Origin of the sequence: Neobacillus terrisolis, from assembly GCF_051233475.1 — a bacterium.
In the GTDB taxonomy this organism is placed as follows: domain Bacteria; phylum Bacillota; class Bacilli; order Bacillales; family Cytobacillaceae; genus Bacillus_BU.
Window position 1 is genome coordinate 1 of sequence record NZ_JBKFGH010000019.1, and the last position, 16,039, is coordinate 16,039.

The 16,039-nt window shown below is 40.8% G+C and carries 16 protein-coding genes; 1 reads left to right on the forward strand and 15 read right to left on the reverse strand.

The annotated features are described in order from the left end of the window. Window positions 1-146: 146 nt before the first annotated feature. From ACI48O_RS13005 to cymR, 13 genes are all read right to left on the reverse strand, one after another. Window positions 147-434: a DUF1292 domain-containing protein gene (locus ACI48O_RS13005; RefSeq protein WP_435562248.1), complete on the reverse strand. Its 288-nt coding sequence runs from the start codon at window positions 432-434 to the stop codon at window positions 147-149. 12 nt (window positions 435-446) lie between these two features. Beyond that, on the reverse strand, window positions 447-863 hold the full coding sequence (ruvX, locus tag ACI48O_RS13010) for a Holliday junction resolvase RuvX (RefSeq protein WP_435562249.1): 417 nt from the start codon (window positions 861-863) through the stop codon (window positions 447-449). Window positions 864-866: 3 nt separating this feature from the next. Further along, a complete protein-coding gene (locus ACI48O_RS13015; RefSeq protein ID WP_435562250.1) occupies window positions 867-1,133 on the reverse strand; it encodes an IreB family regulatory phosphoprotein in 267 nt (88 codons plus the stop codon). Window positions 1,134-1,218: 85 nt separating this feature from the next. Next, window positions 1,219-3,855: an alanine--tRNA ligase gene (alaS, locus tag ACI48O_RS13020; RefSeq protein ID WP_435562251.1), complete on the reverse strand. Its 2,637-nt coding sequence runs from the start codon at window positions 3,853-3,855 to the stop codon at window positions 1,219-1,221. Window positions 3,856-4,215: 360 nt separating this feature from the next. Beyond that, complete coding sequence (locus tag ACI48O_RS13025) at window positions 4,216-5,313, reverse strand: AI-2E family transporter (RefSeq protein WP_435562252.1); 1,098 nt, start codon at window positions 5,311-5,313, stop codon at window positions 4,216-4,218. A gap of 92 nt (window positions 5,314-5,405) precedes the next feature. Next, on the reverse strand, window positions 5,406-5,537 hold the full coding sequence (locus ACI48O_RS13030; RefSeq protein ID WP_435562253.1) for a YrzQ family protein: 132 nt from the start codon (window positions 5,535-5,537) through the stop codon (window positions 5,406-5,408). Between the two features lie 25 nt (window positions 5,538-5,562). Further along, window positions 5,563-5,754 (reverse strand): hypothetical protein, encoded by a 192-nt coding sequence (locus tag ACI48O_RS13035; RefSeq protein WP_435562254.1) that lies wholly within the window; start codon window positions 5,752-5,754, stop codon window positions 5,563-5,565. Window positions 5,755-5,763: 9 nt separating this feature from the next. Next, the gene (locus tag ACI48O_RS13040; RefSeq protein ID WP_435562255.1) at window positions 5,764-6,240 is read right to left on the reverse strand and encodes a PRC-barrel domain-containing protein; all 477 of its coding nucleotides are present in this window, start codon (window positions 6,238-6,240) and stop codon (window positions 5,764-5,766) included. An 80-nt stretch (window positions 6,241-6,320) separates the two neighbouring features. After that, the gene (recD2, locus tag ACI48O_RS13045) at window positions 6,321-8,735 is read right to left on the reverse strand and encodes an SF1B family DNA helicase RecD2 (protein WP_435562256.1); all 2,415 of its coding nucleotides are present in this window, start codon (window positions 8,733-8,735) and stop codon (window positions 6,321-6,323) included. 33 nt (window positions 8,736-8,768) lie between these two features. Next, window positions 8,769-9,431 (reverse strand): tetratricopeptide repeat protein, encoded by a 663-nt coding sequence (locus ACI48O_RS13050; RefSeq protein ID WP_435562257.1) that lies wholly within the window; start codon window positions 9,429-9,431, stop codon window positions 8,769-8,771. Between the two features lie 86 nt (window positions 9,432-9,517). Then, window positions 9,518-10,633 (reverse strand): tRNA 2-thiouridine(34) synthase MnmA, encoded by a 1,116-nt coding sequence (mnmA, locus tag ACI48O_RS13055; RefSeq protein ID WP_435562258.1) that lies wholly within the window; start codon window positions 10,631-10,633, stop codon window positions 9,518-9,520. 36 nt (window positions 10,634-10,669) lie between these two features. Continuing rightward, window positions 10,670-11,815 (reverse strand): cysteine desulfurase family protein, encoded by a 1,146-nt coding sequence (locus ACI48O_RS13060; RefSeq protein WP_435562259.1) that lies wholly within the window; start codon window positions 11,813-11,815, stop codon window positions 10,670-10,672. 91 nt (window positions 11,816-11,906) lie between these two features. Then, window positions 11,907-12,326 (reverse strand): cysteine metabolism transcriptional regulator CymR, encoded by a 420-nt coding sequence (cymR, locus tag ACI48O_RS13065; protein ID WP_435562260.1) that lies wholly within the window; start codon window positions 12,324-12,326, stop codon window positions 11,907-11,909. 230 nt (window positions 12,327-12,556) lie between these two features. On the opposite strand from cymR, the gene ACI48O_RS13070 reads away from it, so the two are divergent. Then, entirely contained in the window at window positions 12,557-13,825 is a 1,269-nt protein-coding gene (locus ACI48O_RS13070; protein ID WP_435562261.1) for a replication-associated recombination protein A, read from the forward strand. A 36-nt stretch (window positions 13,826-13,861) separates the two neighbouring features. On the opposite strand, the gene ACI48O_RS13075 is transcribed toward ACI48O_RS13070, so the two are convergent. After that, window positions 13,862-14,815: an ABC transporter permease gene (locus tag ACI48O_RS13075; RefSeq protein WP_435562262.1), complete on the reverse strand. Its 954-nt coding sequence runs from the start codon at window positions 14,813-14,815 to the stop codon at window positions 13,862-13,864. Continuing rightward, on the reverse strand, window positions 14,808-15,734 hold the full coding sequence (locus ACI48O_RS13080; protein WP_435562263.1) for an ABC transporter ATP-binding protein: 927 nt from the start codon (window positions 15,732-15,734) through the stop codon (window positions 14,808-14,810). The genes ACI48O_RS13075 and ACI48O_RS13080 overlap by 8 nt, the downstream gene beginning before the upstream one ends. Window positions 15,735-16,039 lie beyond the last annotated feature (305 nt).

Below are 16,039 nucleotides of genomic sequence, written 5' to 3' on the forward strand. Positions count from 1 at the left end.
TATTGCGCCTGCGGGGTCTCCCGTGACACCTTTTCCCCCAGGAGTCTCGCACCTTCCGCTCCAATCAACAGAGTGCTCAAAATAATATTGTTCTCTAACACAGCCAAAAAAAAGCTGCCGTGGATAGGCAGCTTTTTAATAGGTTATTATTCTTCGTTCTCTTGTTCTTCTAGGAATGTATTGAGCATCTCCTCAATTAGATCCCATTCTTCATCTGTTTCAATAGGCATTAAATCGCCATCTTCACCATTTTCGTTTGGAGTAAAGGCAGATGCATGAATTTCAATATCCTCTTCATCATCGTCTGCTCCGACTGGATAGTATAAAACATATGACTTTCCAAATTCCTCTGAATCAAAAGTAAACAAAACCTCACATAATTGTTCGTTACCTTGTTCGTCCACTACTGTAATATTATTTTCTCCGTGATTCATGTTTCCACCTCATTATAATTTACTGTCTAAAAAGCCTTGTAAAATTAGGGATGCGGCCATCTTATCGATAACCTTTTTTCGCTTTTTTCGACTAACATCTGCTTCTAGAAGAACTCTTTCAGCTGCCATTGTTGTTAATCTTTCATCCCAAAGGACTACCGGCAATCCATATAATCGCTCTAACTCACTAGCGTAATATTGACATGCTTCGCCTCTAGGACCGATCGTTCCGTTCATGTTCTTGGGTAATCCGACCACGATTTTTCCAACACCGTGTTCCTTGATGATTTCCCCAATTTTCTCGAAACCTAATTCATTTTCCTCTTCATTAATTTTAATGGTTGTAAGTCCTTGGGCAGTCCAGCCTAATTCATCACTAATTGCCACACCTACGGTTTTCGTACCAACATCCAAACCCATTACCCGCATATTTTACCCCTCATGCTGTTGTTTTAAATACGATTTGACCAATTCTTCGATAATTTCATCTCGTTCTAGTTTGCGGATAATATTGCGAGCATCACGATGACGGGGGATATAGGCCGGATCTCCGGACAATAGATAACCAACAATTTGGTTTATCGGATTGTATCCTTTTTCCTGGAGAGCAGCATATACCTGATTAAGAACTTCATTTACATTATGCTCAAACGGCTCTTCTGGAAAATTAAAGCGCATCGTTTTATCAAATGAGCTCATCTATTGCACCTCGCTTTTTTGGTGAAGCAAAACTATTCCGTTTTTTGAAAAGGTTAATTACATTTTACACTACTTTGTTTCGTTATCAAACGGATTTTACCCATTCTTCAACAAAGCTTATCGCAGCATCTAATTTATTAGGGTCTTTTCCGCCTGCTTGAGCCATATCCGGTCTACCGCCGCCGCCGCCACCGCAGCGAGTTGCGACCTCTTTAATTAGCTTGCCCGCATGGAAGCCTTTTTCAATTAAATCGTTTGTAACACCTGCGATCAAATTGACTTTATCTTCATTGACGCTGCCAAGCAGGATAATTCCTGTACCGATTTTTTGCTTTAAATCATCCGCCATATTACGGAGATTATTCATATCTGTTGCTTGGACCTTAGCTGCGAGAACATTAACGCCCTCAATCTCTTTCACTTTTGAAATTAAGCTGCCAGCTTCAATATTACCCAATTTTGCAGCCAAAGATTCATTTTCACGTTGCAGTTGCTTGAGTTCTGCCAACAATGTTTCTACACGGCTAACCAAATCTTTTGGATTCGCCTTCAGTTTTGCTGCAGCATCTTTTAGGATACCAATTTGGTCATTTAATAATTTATAGGCTGCTTCTCCGGTAACAGCTTCAATCCGGCGAGTTCCTGCTCCAATCCCTGATTCAGAAACGATCTTAAATAATCCAATAACAGATGTATTTGGAACATGGCATCCTCCACAAAGCTCAAGGCTGTAATCACCCACTTGAACCACACGGACGATATCACCATATTTTTCACCGAACAATGCCATTGCTCCCATTGCCTTTGCTTCAGCAATCGGTTTTAAGTCAATATTCACTGCGATACTGCGCCAAATCTTTTCATTGACGATCGATTCAATTTTTTCCAACTCTTCCGGATGAATTTGACCGAAATGTGAAAAGTCAAAGCGCAAGCGATCCGGCTCAACAAGGGAACCTGCCTGATTAACATGGTCACCTAGCACATCCTTTAATGCCTGATGTAGGAGATGAGTTGCTGTATGGTTTTTAATAATTTCTCCACGGTTTTCAAAGTCAACCTTAGCTTTCACCTGTTGATTGGTCTTTAAGGAACCTGTTTCAATGACAGCATGGTGTAAATTCTGTCCATTTGGTGCCTTTTGAACATCCTTCACGATTACCTTAACCCCATCAGCCACCAATATTCCTCGGTCAGCGATTTGACCGCCGCTTTCCGCGTAGAATGGAGTTACATCGAGAATAAGTTGAACCTCTTCCCCTGCACCGGCTTCCGTCACTAATTCTCCGCTTTGTAGGATGCTTAATACGGTTGAATTTGTTTCTAATTCTTCATACCCTACAAATTTGCTTTCAACCTTTATATCACCCAGCACGCCGCCTTGTACTTGCATTGAATCGACATCTTGTCTTGCTCTTCGTGCTCGTTCACGCTGTAGCTCCATTTCTTTTTCAAAGCCATCATGGTCTACCTTCATCGCTTCTTCTTCAGCATACTCTTCCGTCAATTCAACTGGGAAGCCATATGTGTCATAAAGACGGAATACATCTTCACCTGGAATAATATCGCTGTTTTGTTCTTTTTGTTTCTTGATTACGCTAGATAAAATAGCTAAGCCATCGTGTAATGTTTCATGGAAACGTTCTTCCTCGTTCTTAATAACTTTTTGAATAAATTCTGTTTTTTCTTTCACTTCCGGATAAAAGTCGTGCATGATTTCGCCTACAACAGGAACTAATTCATACATAAATGGACGTTCAATATTGATATGCTTAGCGTAACGAACGGCACGGCGGAGCAAACGGCGTAATACATAGCCTCTTCCTTCGTTTGATGGAAGAGCCCCATCACCTATTGCAAACGCAACAGTTCGAATATGGTCAGCAATTACTTTAAAGGCGACATCATTTTCTTTGTTTTCACGATAGCTTACACCGGAAATTTCCTCTGTTGCATTAATAATTGGCATAAACAAATCGGTATCAAAGTTTGTCGGAACATCTTGGACAATAGAAGCCATCCGCTCTAGTCCCATCCCGGTATCAATATTTTTCTTTGGAAGCGGGGTATAAGTTCCATCAGGGTTGTGATTGAATTGAGAGAACACAAGATTCCAAACCTCTAAATAGCGCTCATTTTCCCCTCCAGGGTATAATTCTGGATCACTTGGGTCATCGCCATATTCCGGACCACGGTCGTAGAAAATTTCGGTATTTGGACCACTCGGACCTTCCCCGATATCCCAGAAGTTTCCTTCCAAGCGAATAATTCTGTCTTCAGGAATGCCGATTTTCTTGTTCCAATAATCGTAAGCTTCCACATCTTCCGGATGGATGGTTACGGATAAGCGCTCTGGATCCCAGCCAATCCACTTTTCACTAGTTAGGAATTCCCAAGCCCATTCGATTGCTTCCTCTTTAAAATATTCGCCAATAGAGAAGTTTCCAAGCATCTCGAAGAACGTGTGGTGTCTTGCCGTTTTTCCGACATTTTCAATATCGTTTGTCCGAATGGATTTTTGAGCATTTGTGATTCTTGGATTATCAGGAATTACACGGCCATCAAAGTATTTCTTTAATGTGGCAACACCACTGTTAATCCATAGAAGAGTTGGATCATCATGAGGTACAAGTGGTGCACTTGGTTCTACTGCATGTCCCTTTTCTTTAAAAAACTCTAAATACATTCGGCGTATTTCCGAGCCTGTTAAGTTTTTCTTCATAAAAAAAACCTCCTAAAAATAATAAAAAACAATATAAAAAGCCCTCATCCCCTGACAGGGACGAGAGCTTTGCTTCTCGCGGTACCACCCTGATTATGGACACAACAGCTTTGCATCCATCTCTCAAAAAAGCCTTAACGCGGCATACGGCAGGGATTAGCTGCACTCCGGACTAGCGTTCTGTTATCCTTCATCTGGAATTTCTTTCAGCCAAGGAAATTCCTCTCTGGCAGATTTGAAACGTCATTCGCTCTACCAAATGGGAGCCCTTTCAAACCTTAGATGGTCTATAACATACTGTTTCCTTCTTCATGTTATCTATACATATAGCCGAATTATATAAAATTGCCCACTTGTTTGTCAATGATTGCCTTCGGGACCGGGATGTTCTTTCGTATGACGATAATGAACCAAATGTTCCTTGGCATGGATAATGGCCACTTTCGTAATGGAAAGCACAGGGACGGCAATAATTAACCCCAATACACCGCCAATCTCTCCCCCCATCAGCAAGGCCAACATAATAAACAGCGGGTGCATATGCAAGCTCTTCCCGACAATAAACGGAGATAATATATTCCCTTCCAAAAACTGCAGAATAAAAATAATAATCAATGCGATAACGACCATTTTAATCGAAATCGTAGCCGCGATGATCACCGCCGGGACCGCTCCAATAATCGGGCCAAAATAAGGAATTACATTCGTTACCCCCACAATAAACCCCAACAATAAAGGATACTTCATATCCGTCAGCCAAAAGAGTATTGCTGAGATCGTTCCAATTAAAAAGCAAACAAGCAATTGACCACGAATATAATTTCCAAGTGAAGAATCAACATCACGTAAAAATAATTGCCCTTGCTTTCTCCATGGCCTTGGCGTGATATACCATGCAGCTTTTTTCAAAAGGTGATAGTCCTTAAGCATATAGAAGGCAATAAAGGGGATAATCGCAAAGATCACAATTGAATTGATAAGATGAACAAAGCCACTAAGTATTTTCGTTAAAAACTGATCCAGCTTCCCTTCCATTGCAACAATCCCTGTATCAATTCTTTCCCTCATCCCATTTGGCCATGCAGATGTCCGATTTTGAATTTCATCAACCATATTGATATATTGTGCCGTTAATGCAGGGATATTTTCCGAGAGATCCTTTAATTGGTCAATGATGGCGGGGATCCCTTTGTATAACCCATAGCCAATTCCGCCGAAAAATAGAAAATAGATGATCAGGACAGCAACACCGCGGTGTAAACCGGCTCCATGCAGTACTTCAATAATCGGATGGAGCAAATAGGTAATAAAAGCGGCTATGATAAATGGAATAAAGACGGTAAAGACCACACGGGCAATCGGAAGCCAAATTTGCTGGATTTTTAAAAAAACAAAGATCATGGCAAAAAGCAGGAGAAAAAAACCGATTCGATAAAACCATTTCATACGAATATCCACTCTCAACCCTCCTTTTGTTATTTTGAGTGTTGAGCTAAATTTTATGCCTAGGCATAAAAAATCCCCCAAGCTAATGCTTGAGGGGAAATCAATTAAAACATCCGAGTAATCCGTTTTCCAATTCTCTTCATTTGTCGATTCGTCATCATATTGTTATTTCGCATTAAACTATAAGCAGCCACTCCTGCACCGATTGCAAGAGCTGAGGTAACCATTCTGTTCATATGTTTCACCTCTATATAGTTGTTTTTATATGCTGTACTTACGTTCCTCTTCATCAAACAAATCATCCAATGAACTCAATGATCCATCTTCCTCGACCTGATGGGTATGAATCAAGCCATCTCCTAACGAAAGCTCAATAAAGCAATTCCAACAATAATATTGATTGATACCGATTTTGCCGATATCTTTACTCTGGCAGTTTGGGCACTTTAACACGGGGACACCTCACCTTGATTCTACATTTACAATGATGGCATCCTTCCCGATTGCAGGGGGATGTGCGGTTTTAACGACGCGTTTTCCTTCCTTAATATCCGAAAAGAATCCATCCGTACATTCATACCCTACAATTGTGCCCAACTCTTCCATAAAATAAACATCCTCAACTAAGCCGAGTCTTTCACCCTCTGCCGACATCATCAATTTTCCGGTAAGACCTCTTTGATGTTCAATCGTATATTCAGGCGGGTGTAAAACCGGCTCAAGTGCCTGAGTGCGCTTGATCATAATCCCATCCGTGCCAAAGGAATAAATATTCTCAATTTTGATTAATTGGAGCTTATTAAACAAGGTTTTCTTTTTGATTAATAATCCTTCAACTTTACCGTCACCCGAGATGCTTAAATCACATACTTCACCAAGTTTATATCCGCTGTTTAACTCGAAGACTGGAAGACCTTTCACTAACGAAAATGTCCGCAAAGAATGACCCCACCTTTCCGAACATTTATAGTTTCCTCAAGCTGCATCTAAAACATAACGAGTAACGTTTACCATTTCATTTAAACGGTATCTTCCATAAAGTCGTAAGGAGAAATTTGTGCCATTCCAATTAAAGGATCGACCGCCATCAAAGCTTCTTCGTATGTCAGCTCTGAACCCTCGCCAACAACCGGTTCCTTGATTTCCTGTTTTAATGACAATGCTTCTTGAAGCTTCTCGGTTAAAGCAGTATTCCTTGCTTGGTCGTCAGTCCGTTCCACTCCCAGCTTTAGGGCTTCTTCTTCTCCGCATAAAATGAGGAACTGTTTGCTCCTGGTAATCGCCGTGTAAATTAAGTTCCTCCTTAGCATCCGATAATAGCTTTTGACCACCGGCAGAATCACAATGGGAAACTCACTCCCCTGTGCTTTATGGACCGAACAGCAATAGGCATGAGTAAGCTTTGATAAATCCTGACGTGTATAAGTAACTTCGGTCCCCTCAAACGAAACAATCACCATATCTTGTTTTTCAACATTTTCTTTTGCAAAAAAAATCGAGACAATTTCACCAATATCCCCATTAAAAACATTGTCCTCTGGTTGGTTAACGAGCTGGAGTACTTTGTCACCAATCCGATATTTAACGTCACCAAACAGTATTTCCTTCCGCGTCCCGTCTTGATTTGGATTAAAGATTTCCTGGAGCAGAACATTTAAACGATCCACACCAGCAGGACCTCGGTACATCGGTGCAAGGACTTGAATATCTCTTGCTGAATACCCTTTTTTCTTGGCATTTAAGACAACTTTTTCAACCACATCCCCCATTTGGGTTGCGGAACATCTAATAAACGAGCGATCCTTCTGTTGACTGGCGATCTGATCCGGGAGCCTGCCTTTCTTAATTTCATGGGCTAATTCAATGATCGATGAACCTTCCGCTTGACGATAAATATCGGTTAATCGAACCGTTGGAATCACATTGGAGCGAAGCATATCCTTTAACACCTGACCAGGGCCGACTGACGGAAGCTGGTCTTCGTCACCAACCAAAATGACTTGGATTTTTTCCGGTAATGCCTTGAATAATTGATTCGCCATCCAAACATCGACCATCGATGTTTCATCAACAATCAAGATTTTTCCTTTTAACGGATTGTCTTCATTATGGTCAAAGCCCTCAGACCCATTCCAGCCAAGCAGGCGGTGAATCGTTACAGCAGGAAGTCCTGTGGATTCCGCCATTCGTTTTGCAGCACGACCGGTAGGAGCCGCCAGCAAAAATGGAAAAGGTTCATCCTTTATATAGTCCTTTGGGTTAAGCGAACAACCATGCAGCTCGGCATAAAGCTCAACAATCCCTTTAATAACAGTAGTTTTCCCCGTTCCCGGACCGCCTGTTAAAATAAGCATCGGCGACATGAGCGCGGTTTGAATCGCTTCCTTTTGAGTTGGTGCATACTGCACACCGATACGCTCTTCCAGTTCTCCTAACGCTAATAAAAATTCCGATTCAGGAAACTGCTCCGCATATTCCGTTTGCGCCATGATTCGTTTCGCGTGCTTAACAATTCCCTTCTCAGAAAAATAAAGCGAAGGCAAGTAAATACGTTGATCCTCAACGATTATTTTACCTTCTTCAGCTAATTTAATAATCTCTCCTGATATATCTGTAAACTCAATCGTATCCCGTTTATTTTCCTCAAGAAGTGTTTTCACAGCTTCCAATAAACTTCGTGCTTCCATAAAGACATGGCCAGCCTGGATGCTTTCCATTTCAAGCGTATAATGGCACCCTGCTTTTATTCGGTCAGGATGAGCACCTGTTATCCCAAGCTGGTGGCCTAATTCATCGGCCCTGCCAAAGCCGACTCCCTCAACATCTTCAACAAGCTGATACGGATTTCTCTGAATAGTATTAAGGGTTTCCTCTTTATACATTTGGTATATTCTCATCGAGATCTGTGGTCCAAACCCATATTGATTTAACGCAACCATCACTTGTTCTAAGCCTTGATGCTCCATTAATGTATCGTAGATCATTTTTGCACGATCGGGGGGCAGCTTAGGGATCGAATCAAGCAGCGACGGTTGATTCAATATTTTCGAAATCGCATTCTCTCCAAGGGTCTCGACGATTTTTTCAGCCGTCTTTTTCCCAATCCCCTTAAACATTTCTCCTGCTAAATAATTGATGACACCTTGCTTTGACTGAGGAATATCTTTACGAAAATGAGTGGCATGAAACTGAAGGCCAAACCGAGGATGTTCCTTCAACTCACCATAAAAAATATATGTTTCTTGTTCATGAATTCGGGGGAAATATCCTGTGATTACGGCTTCTTTATCCTCATAAGTCTCATTTGTTTCTTCGACGCGAATTCTTAATACCGTATATAAATTTTGTTCATTATGAAAAATCGTAACTAGATGTTTTCCTTTGAAAAACTTCCCTTTTTCTGAGAATAAATCTAATGAGCCTTGTTGCTCCACGGATTCTTTCCCCCTTTCATTCAGAGAACTTCACTAATTTATTTGATTATCCATATTTTCTAAAATAGCGAGTGTATTTTTTGCTAATGTATGGTCAGGCTGAATTTGAAGTGCCTTTTCAAGCATAGCCAACGCCTGTTGCTTATTTTCTTTAAAAGCGTAGGCCACCCCAAGATTATAATAGGCATCTGCATGATTAGGCTCAAGCCCAATACACTTTTCCAATTGAACAATTGCCTCATCAAGGGAACCTTCTTGAGCCAAACAAATTCCGTATTGAAACAAGCTTTCTGAATCTGTTTCATTAAGCTCCACACTTCTTTGCAGGTATGGTAAAGCTAAGCGCGTATTTTGCAAATTTACAAGACACATGCCGAGCATAAAATAATTATCACTTGTATGTAGTCCTTCTTTTATAGCTTGTTCAAACATTTTTTTCGCTTCATCAAATTGTTCTTTTTCATAAAATAAAGCACCAGCACTGTAATAAGCGGCTCCACCGCCGCCAAGCTCGATTGCCTTTTGGAAAAATTTCAAAGCTTTTTCTGTCTCGCCAACAGCTGACAGCACGTTTCCAAAATTAATATAAGCCACAGGGTCGGTTGGATTTTCATCGATGACTTCCATAAAAGCTTTAGCCGCTTCTTCCCATTTGCCTTCTTTCATCATATCTATTCCAAATTGATTCTTATCCATCATTCTCACTCCGTTCTAAAAGAAAGTATATCATAGATTAAAGAGCAAAAAACCCCGACTGTCTACAGTCGAGGTCTTTTTGCAAGCTATCCCACATAGGTTAGCCGTTCACCGTCTTTAAACACTTGATCAATCGTTCCGCCGCCTAAACATTCATCCCCGCGATAGAAGACAACTGCTTGTCCCGGGGTTACGGCACGTATCGGCTGATCAAAGATTACTTTTACCTTTTGATCATCTAAAAGCTGTACTGTAACCTTATTATCCGCTTGGCGATAACGGAATTTAGCGGTACATTCAAACTCCTGTGGACTCGGCTGATTCGATGTCCAGCTAATATCTGTCGCAATAATCGAGTCTGAATAAAGCTTTTCATGATCAAAACCTTGTCCTACATAAAGGACATTACGCTTTAAATCTTTTCCGATTACAAACCATGGGTCTCCAGAACCACCGATCCCTAACCCGTGACGCTGACCAATTGTATAATACATAAGACCATCATGGCGCCCCTTAATTTCTCCAGAAAAGGTTTCCATATTCCCAGGTTGGGCTGGAAGATAGTTTCCAAGGAATTCTTTAAAATTGCGCTCACCAATAAAGCAAATCCCTGTACTGTCCTTTTTAGTTGCTGTTGCCAAATTAGCTTCCTTAGCCAATTCTCTAACCTTAGCCTTTTCCAAATGACCAATCGGAAACATGACTTTTTGAAGCTGGCTTTGTGTTAGCTGATTAAGAAAATAAGTTTGATCTTTATTTTCATCAAGGCCCCGCAGCATCTTTACCTCACCATCTCGATCCTCAACTCGAGCATAGTGGCCTGTTGCCAAATAGTCAGCTCCAAGCTTAACTGCATGGTCCAAAAAGGCTTTAAACTTTATTTCTTTATTGCACATAACATCAGGATTTGGCGTTCTTCCCGCCTTATATTCATCCAAAAAATAAGTGAACACCTTATCCCAATATTGTTTTTCAAAATTGACAGCATAATATGGAATGCCGATTTGATTGCAAACACGAATGACATCATCATAGTCCTCTGTTGCTGTGCAAACTCCGTTCTCATCGGTATCGTCCCAGTTTTTCATAAATATACCGATTACGTCATAGCCCTGTTGTTTTAACAAAAGAGCTGCGACAGAAGAGTCGACACCGCCAGACATGCCGACGACAACCCGTGTATCCTGTGGTGCTTTTTGCATTCTATTCACCTCGCTCTAATAGCGATCCTTCTTAAGTTAACTCATCGTTAATCTCTTAACGATTTTTGCTATTTCTGAACCGACCTTTTCAATTTGCTCGGCTGTATTGGTTATTCCAAAGCTAAAGCGGATCGAATTGGTAACTCGATCAGAGTCCTTGCCAAACATAGCAACTAAGACATGGGAAGGATCAATGGATCCTGCTGTACATGCTGAACCACTTGATGCGGCAATTCCAGCCAAATCTAAATTAACCAGCATCGATTCAACATTTACTCCAGGAAAGCTTAAGTTTAATACATGAGGTAAGGAATTTTCAAGCAATCCGTTTACAAAAAAGGTGACGTTAGCTTCTGTTAAAGTATCAATCAAGATTTGCTTAAATTGATGATATTGCTGTTGCTTGTAGTCGAGCTCCGCTTGGTTAATTTTAACCGCTTCATAAAATCCCGCTATTGCTGGCACATTTTCCGTCCCGGCTCGTCTCTTTCTCTCCTGCTCGCCGCCAAAACTGCGAGGCGATAGACGCAAGCCCTCTTTTACATAAAGAAAGCCAATGCCCTTCGGCCCATTGATTTTGTGAGCTGACACAGATAATAAATCAATATGACATTCCTTAACATCAATTTTTTCAAGGCCGTATGCTTGTACTGCATCGGTATGAAATAAAGCCTGATGTGTCGAAAGAAGCTGACCAATTTCCGCTATCGGTTGAATCGTTCCGACCTCGTTATTACCAAACATGATGGTGACAAGAATCGTATCATCCCGTAAAGCTTCCTCTAGAGATTGAATCGATATGGCCCCTGTTTCATCAACAGGCAAGTAGGTAACCTCGAAGCCAGCTTTTTCAAGTTGCTGACAAGAATGTAATATCGCATGATGTTCAATTTGTGTTGTGATAATATGCTTCCCTTTATTACGATTTATCTCTGTGGCTCCGAATAAAGCTAAATTATCCGCCTCGGTTCCACCGCTAGTAAAAATCAATTCATTCGGTTTTGCTCCGATACTTTTCGCAATCCCTTCACGCGCCTGGTCCAATAGAAGACGAGCTTCTCTTCCAAATGAATGAATACTTGACGGATTTCCAAAGTTTTCATTCATGACTTTCAGCATTGCTTCGACTACCTTTGGATGCATCGGTGAAGTTGCTGCGTGATCAACGTAAATACGTTCCAAAATTTTTTCACCTGCTTTCGAACGATACACTGTTCACAGTATATTGTCCATTTGAATCTCTATCATTTTTTTAACATCATAGGCAAACCGATTAAATATAAAACATATATGATTCAGTTTCCCCATCATCCTTAAAATTAGCTAAGTCTTCTAAAGAAGTACTATCAAGCACATCCTTTACGGCATCACGAATCCGAATCCACAGCTGACGCTTAACTGGCTCTTCATCCTCAATCCCTTCTACCGGGCTAATTGGCCCTTCTAAGACACGGATAATATCTCCAGCTGTTATTTCTGATGGTGCATTCCCTAAAACATATCCGCCATATGCACCACGAATACTTTTTACTAAGCCTGAATTCCGTAACGGGGCGATCAGCTGCTCCAAATAATGCTCAGAAAGATCGTTTGTTTGAGCAATTGATTTAAGTGAAACCGGACCTTCTCCGTGCTTTTTCGCTAATTCAATCATAATCGTTAATCCATATCTTCCCTTTGTAGAAATTTTCATATATAGCACCTCTTTTAAAATTAAACTGCTAAGTAGTGATCAACGCTTTATTTTGTATGGTTTATTCGTTTCATTCATATAAAGTGTATCAAAATCCTGAGTAATTTTATACGTATTTGCAATTATAGCATAAGAAAATGCAATTTTCCCTTTAACGTGGTATGTTAGAAAGAAGAATACGATCAAACATTCTCATTCATAGATTTATTATTCGTTTTGGAGAGATGAACATGAGCGATAAACCTCTAGCTTTTCGGATGAGGCCAAAAAATATAGATGAAATACTTGGACAAGACCACTTAGTGGGTGAAGGAAAAATCATTAATCGGATGGTTAAAGCAAAGCAATTATCTTCAATGATCCTTTATGGACCTCCTGGAGTGGGAAAAACCTCGATTGCCAGTGCAATTGCCGGAAGTACGAAATATGCGTTTCGAACTCTTAATGCCGTGACAAACAACAAAAAGGATATGGAAATTGTCGCAGCTGAAGCCAAAATGTCGGGAAAGGTAATCTTGCTGCTTGATGAGGTCCATCGGCTTGATAAGGCAAAACAGGACTTCCTTTTACCTTATTTAGAAAACGGGATGATCACGTTAATTGGAGCGACCACCAGTAATCCGTACCATGCGATTAATCCGGCGATTCGAAGCCGCTGTCAAATCTTTGAGCTTCATCCTTTAAATCCGGAGGATATTGTGACCGCTTTAACTCGTGCTCTCATGGATGATGAACGAGGTCTCGGCAAGTTCGAAACAGCGATAACAGATGAGGCATTGACCCATTTAGCAGCAGCTTCAAATGGGGATGTTAGGAGTTCATTAAACGCACTGGAGCTTGCTGTTTTATCAACGGCAAAAAGCGAGGACGGGAAAATCCACATTGACTTAAAAACGGCTGAAGAATGCATCCAGAAAAAAGGCGTCTCTTATGATAAAGACGGGGACGGGCATTATGATGTATTATCTGCGTTTCAAAAGTCGATTCGCGGCAGCGACGTCAATGCAGCGCTTCATTATTTAGGGCGCTTGATTGAGGCTGGAGACCTGCCCAGCATCGCAAGGCGGCTTTTAGTCATTTCTTATGAAGATGTTGGCCTGGCGAGTCCGCAGGCTGGAGCGAGAACTCTTGCAGCAATCGAGTCAGCAGAGCGTCTTGGCTTTCCTGAAGCAAGAATTCCATTAGCCAATGCGGTGATTGAACTATGCCTTTCTCCCAAATCAAATTCGGCAATCGTTGCGGTCGATTCAGCACTAGCCGATATTCGTAAGGGAAGTAGCGGTGAAATCCCTCCACACCTCCGTGACGCTCACTATAAAGGGGCAAAGGAGCTTGGTCGAGGGATTGATTATAAATATCCACATGATTATGAAACCGGCTGGGTCAAACAGCAATATTTACCTGATAAAATAAAAACCAACCGCTACTACCTACCAAAATTAACCGGAAAATTTGAACAGGCGCTGGCCGCTGTTTATGACAAACTAAATAAAAAATAATCCGGAGCGGGCATATATGCCTCTCCGGATTTCTTTTTAAGCGGTAATATCCCTCTTGTTAAAAACAAAAAATGCCAAAAACAAAAATAACAAGAAATAAATGAGAAGCATGATAATCGAGAAGGATAAGGTCATCCCTTGAATGATCGGCGTCCCCTCAAAGTATTGCATTAAATTGGTGTTAGCGAAAAGTATGTATTTTGCCCACTCATACTTTATCGCGATCAACATCGTAACCTGTCCACCAGTAAACATTAAAAAGATCGATAAGCCGATTGCTAATGAGCTGTTTCGAAAAACGGCGGATATCATAAAGGCCATCGTAACGAGCATCACCATATTGATAGACTTCAAGCTGTAAAAGATGATGAGATGAAGCCAAATCGGCTGTTCAGTAACGGTTCCGTCTTGATAATTTAAATACGGAGCAGCCGTTTCAGGGAAGCCAAATAGAACGGCTCCTATGGCTGAAGATAATAGAAATAAAAGGGTTAGCGTAAATAACCCAAATAAGAAAACAGTTAAATACTTAGAAGCTAAAATTTTTGTTCTGGTTATTGGTCTAATTAAGAGAAGCTTAACCGTCCCCCAATTAAACTCACTGGCTACAATCCCGGCAGCGATCGTAATAATAAAAATTCCAACAAAATCGATCATTTGGGAAATATCATTTACGAAGCTCCAAATCGTATAGTCTTCAAGTGGAGGAAGGTTGTGTTTGATTCGATATTCATTAAGGGCAATGCTTTCTTTATAGTATTGGGATGAATCGTTAGGACCGCCCGCCTCTTGTTCCATTTGCTGTTTCAGAGCTTCATTTTCAGTCTGAAGATCTTGTTTCCAATTTGGATCCTCGTTCTGAAAGGTGCCTTGATTATATTTCATTGTCGCACCTGCAATCGCAATGATCACGACCATCAGTCCAAGCATGACATATGTACCAGGGCGGCGAAATATCTTTATTAATTCATTTTGAATTAAATTAATCATAGGATTCAATCCCCTTCCCCTTCGTTACCTCTAAGAAGCGATCCTCAAGTGTTTTGGTAATTTCCCTAATACCGTAAACGTTAATATCAGCCATGACCAACTGTTTAATAAGTTCAGGAATCGCCTCTTTTTTAATCGACATCGCGATGCCGGTTTCCGTCTTATGTATCTTATTTTGAGTGTAGAGGCTTTCCAATACGTTTATTGCTTCTTGAACAGGTGTTACTTCCAACTCAAATTCTTTTTCGGAACCTTTTACAAAATCCTTAACTTGCTGAACATCAATAAGCTTTCCTTTTTGAATAATACCAATTCGATCACACATCATTTCCATTTCGGACAAGATGTGACTGGAAACAATTACAGCCATATTTTTTTCTTTGGCCAAGATTCGCAAGTAATCACGTATTTCGCGAATCCCAGCAGGGTCCAGGCCGTTTGTAGGCTCATCGAGAATCAGCACTTCAGGATCATGCAACAGGCATTGAGCTAAGCCTAGCCGTTGCCGCATCCCTAATGAGTAAGTTTTCACCTTATCATGAATCCGTTCAGAAAGCCCAACTAATTCCACGATTTCATTTATTTTCGACTCTGTCACACCACTGGACATTCGTGCGTATTGCCATAAATTTTGATAGCCTGTTAAGAATTTATACATTTCTGGATTTTCTACGATGGCTCCAACGGAACGAACGGCCTTCTCAAAGTTTTTTTGAATACTGTAACCGCCAATTTTTATATCCCCGGATGTGAGACTCATTAAACCAACAATCATTCGAATGGTCGTCGTTTTCCCAGCACCATTTGGACCTAAGAATCCAAAAACCTCACCCTTATATACTTGAAAGCTAACATCATCAATAATGGTTCTTCCCTTTATTACTTTTGAAAGATTCTCAATAGAAACAATCGGTTCCATTTGTTCGCCTCCCTCCTATCCTTTTAAACTTAACGTTTTTCTGATGTACTGGCAACCGCTTCCGTTGGAAAACCTTTATCATTGATAAAAAGTGAATCTGATGATCGTTGAACCTGTGCTGCTTGTATTGGTGTTAAAAACCCAATGCGATACCCGACAAATTAACACCAATAGCCCATATGGTGACAATAAAAGCATTATCCCAAATCGAGTAGGAGGGGGTGACTAACCCCCGACCTCTCACACCACCGTACGTACCGTTCGGTATACGGCGGTTCTATTAAGATTGACGTAAAATTTCATAA

Coding starts and splice junctions, on each gene's coding strand:
- ruvX (WP_435562249.1), bottom strand. CDS start 863: ATGCGGGTAATGGGTTTGGATGTTGGTACGAAAACCGTAGGTGTGGCA.
- alaS (WP_435562251.1), bottom strand. CDS start 3,855: ATGAAGAAAAACTTAACAGGCTCGGAAATACGCCGAATGTATTTAGAG.
- ACI48O_RS13015 (WP_435562250.1), bottom strand. CDS start 1,133: ATGAGCTCATTTGATAAAACGATGCGCTTTAATTTTCCAGAAGAGCCG.
- ACI48O_RS13075 (WP_435562262.1), bottom strand. CDS start 14,815: ATGATTAATTTAATTCAAAATGAATTAATAAAGATATTTCGCCGCCCT.
- mnmA (WP_435562258.1), bottom strand. CDS start 10,633: ATGCAAAAAGCACCACAGGATACACGGGTTGTCGTCGGCATGTCTGGC.
- ACI48O_RS13070 (WP_435562261.1), top strand. CDS start 12,557: ATGAGCGATAAACCTCTAGCTTTTCGGATGAGGCCAAAAAATATAGAT.
- ACI48O_RS13050 (WP_435562257.1), bottom strand. CDS start 9,431: ATGGATAAGAATCAATTTGGAATAGATATGATGAAAGAAGGCAAATGG.
- ACI48O_RS13080 (WP_435562263.1), bottom strand. CDS start 15,734: ATGGAACCGATTGTTTCTATTGAGAATCTTTCAAAAGTAATAAAGGGA.
- ACI48O_RS13005 (WP_435562248.1), bottom strand. CDS start 434: ATGAATCACGGAGAAAATAATATTACAGTAGTGGACGAACAAGGTAAC.
- ACI48O_RS13030 (WP_435562253.1), bottom strand. CDS start 5,537: ATGAACAGAATGGTTACCTCAGCTCTTGCAATCGGTGCAGGAGTGGCT.
- cymR (WP_435562260.1), bottom strand. CDS start 12,326: ATGAAAATTTCTACAAAGGGAAGATATGGATTAACGATTATGATTGAA.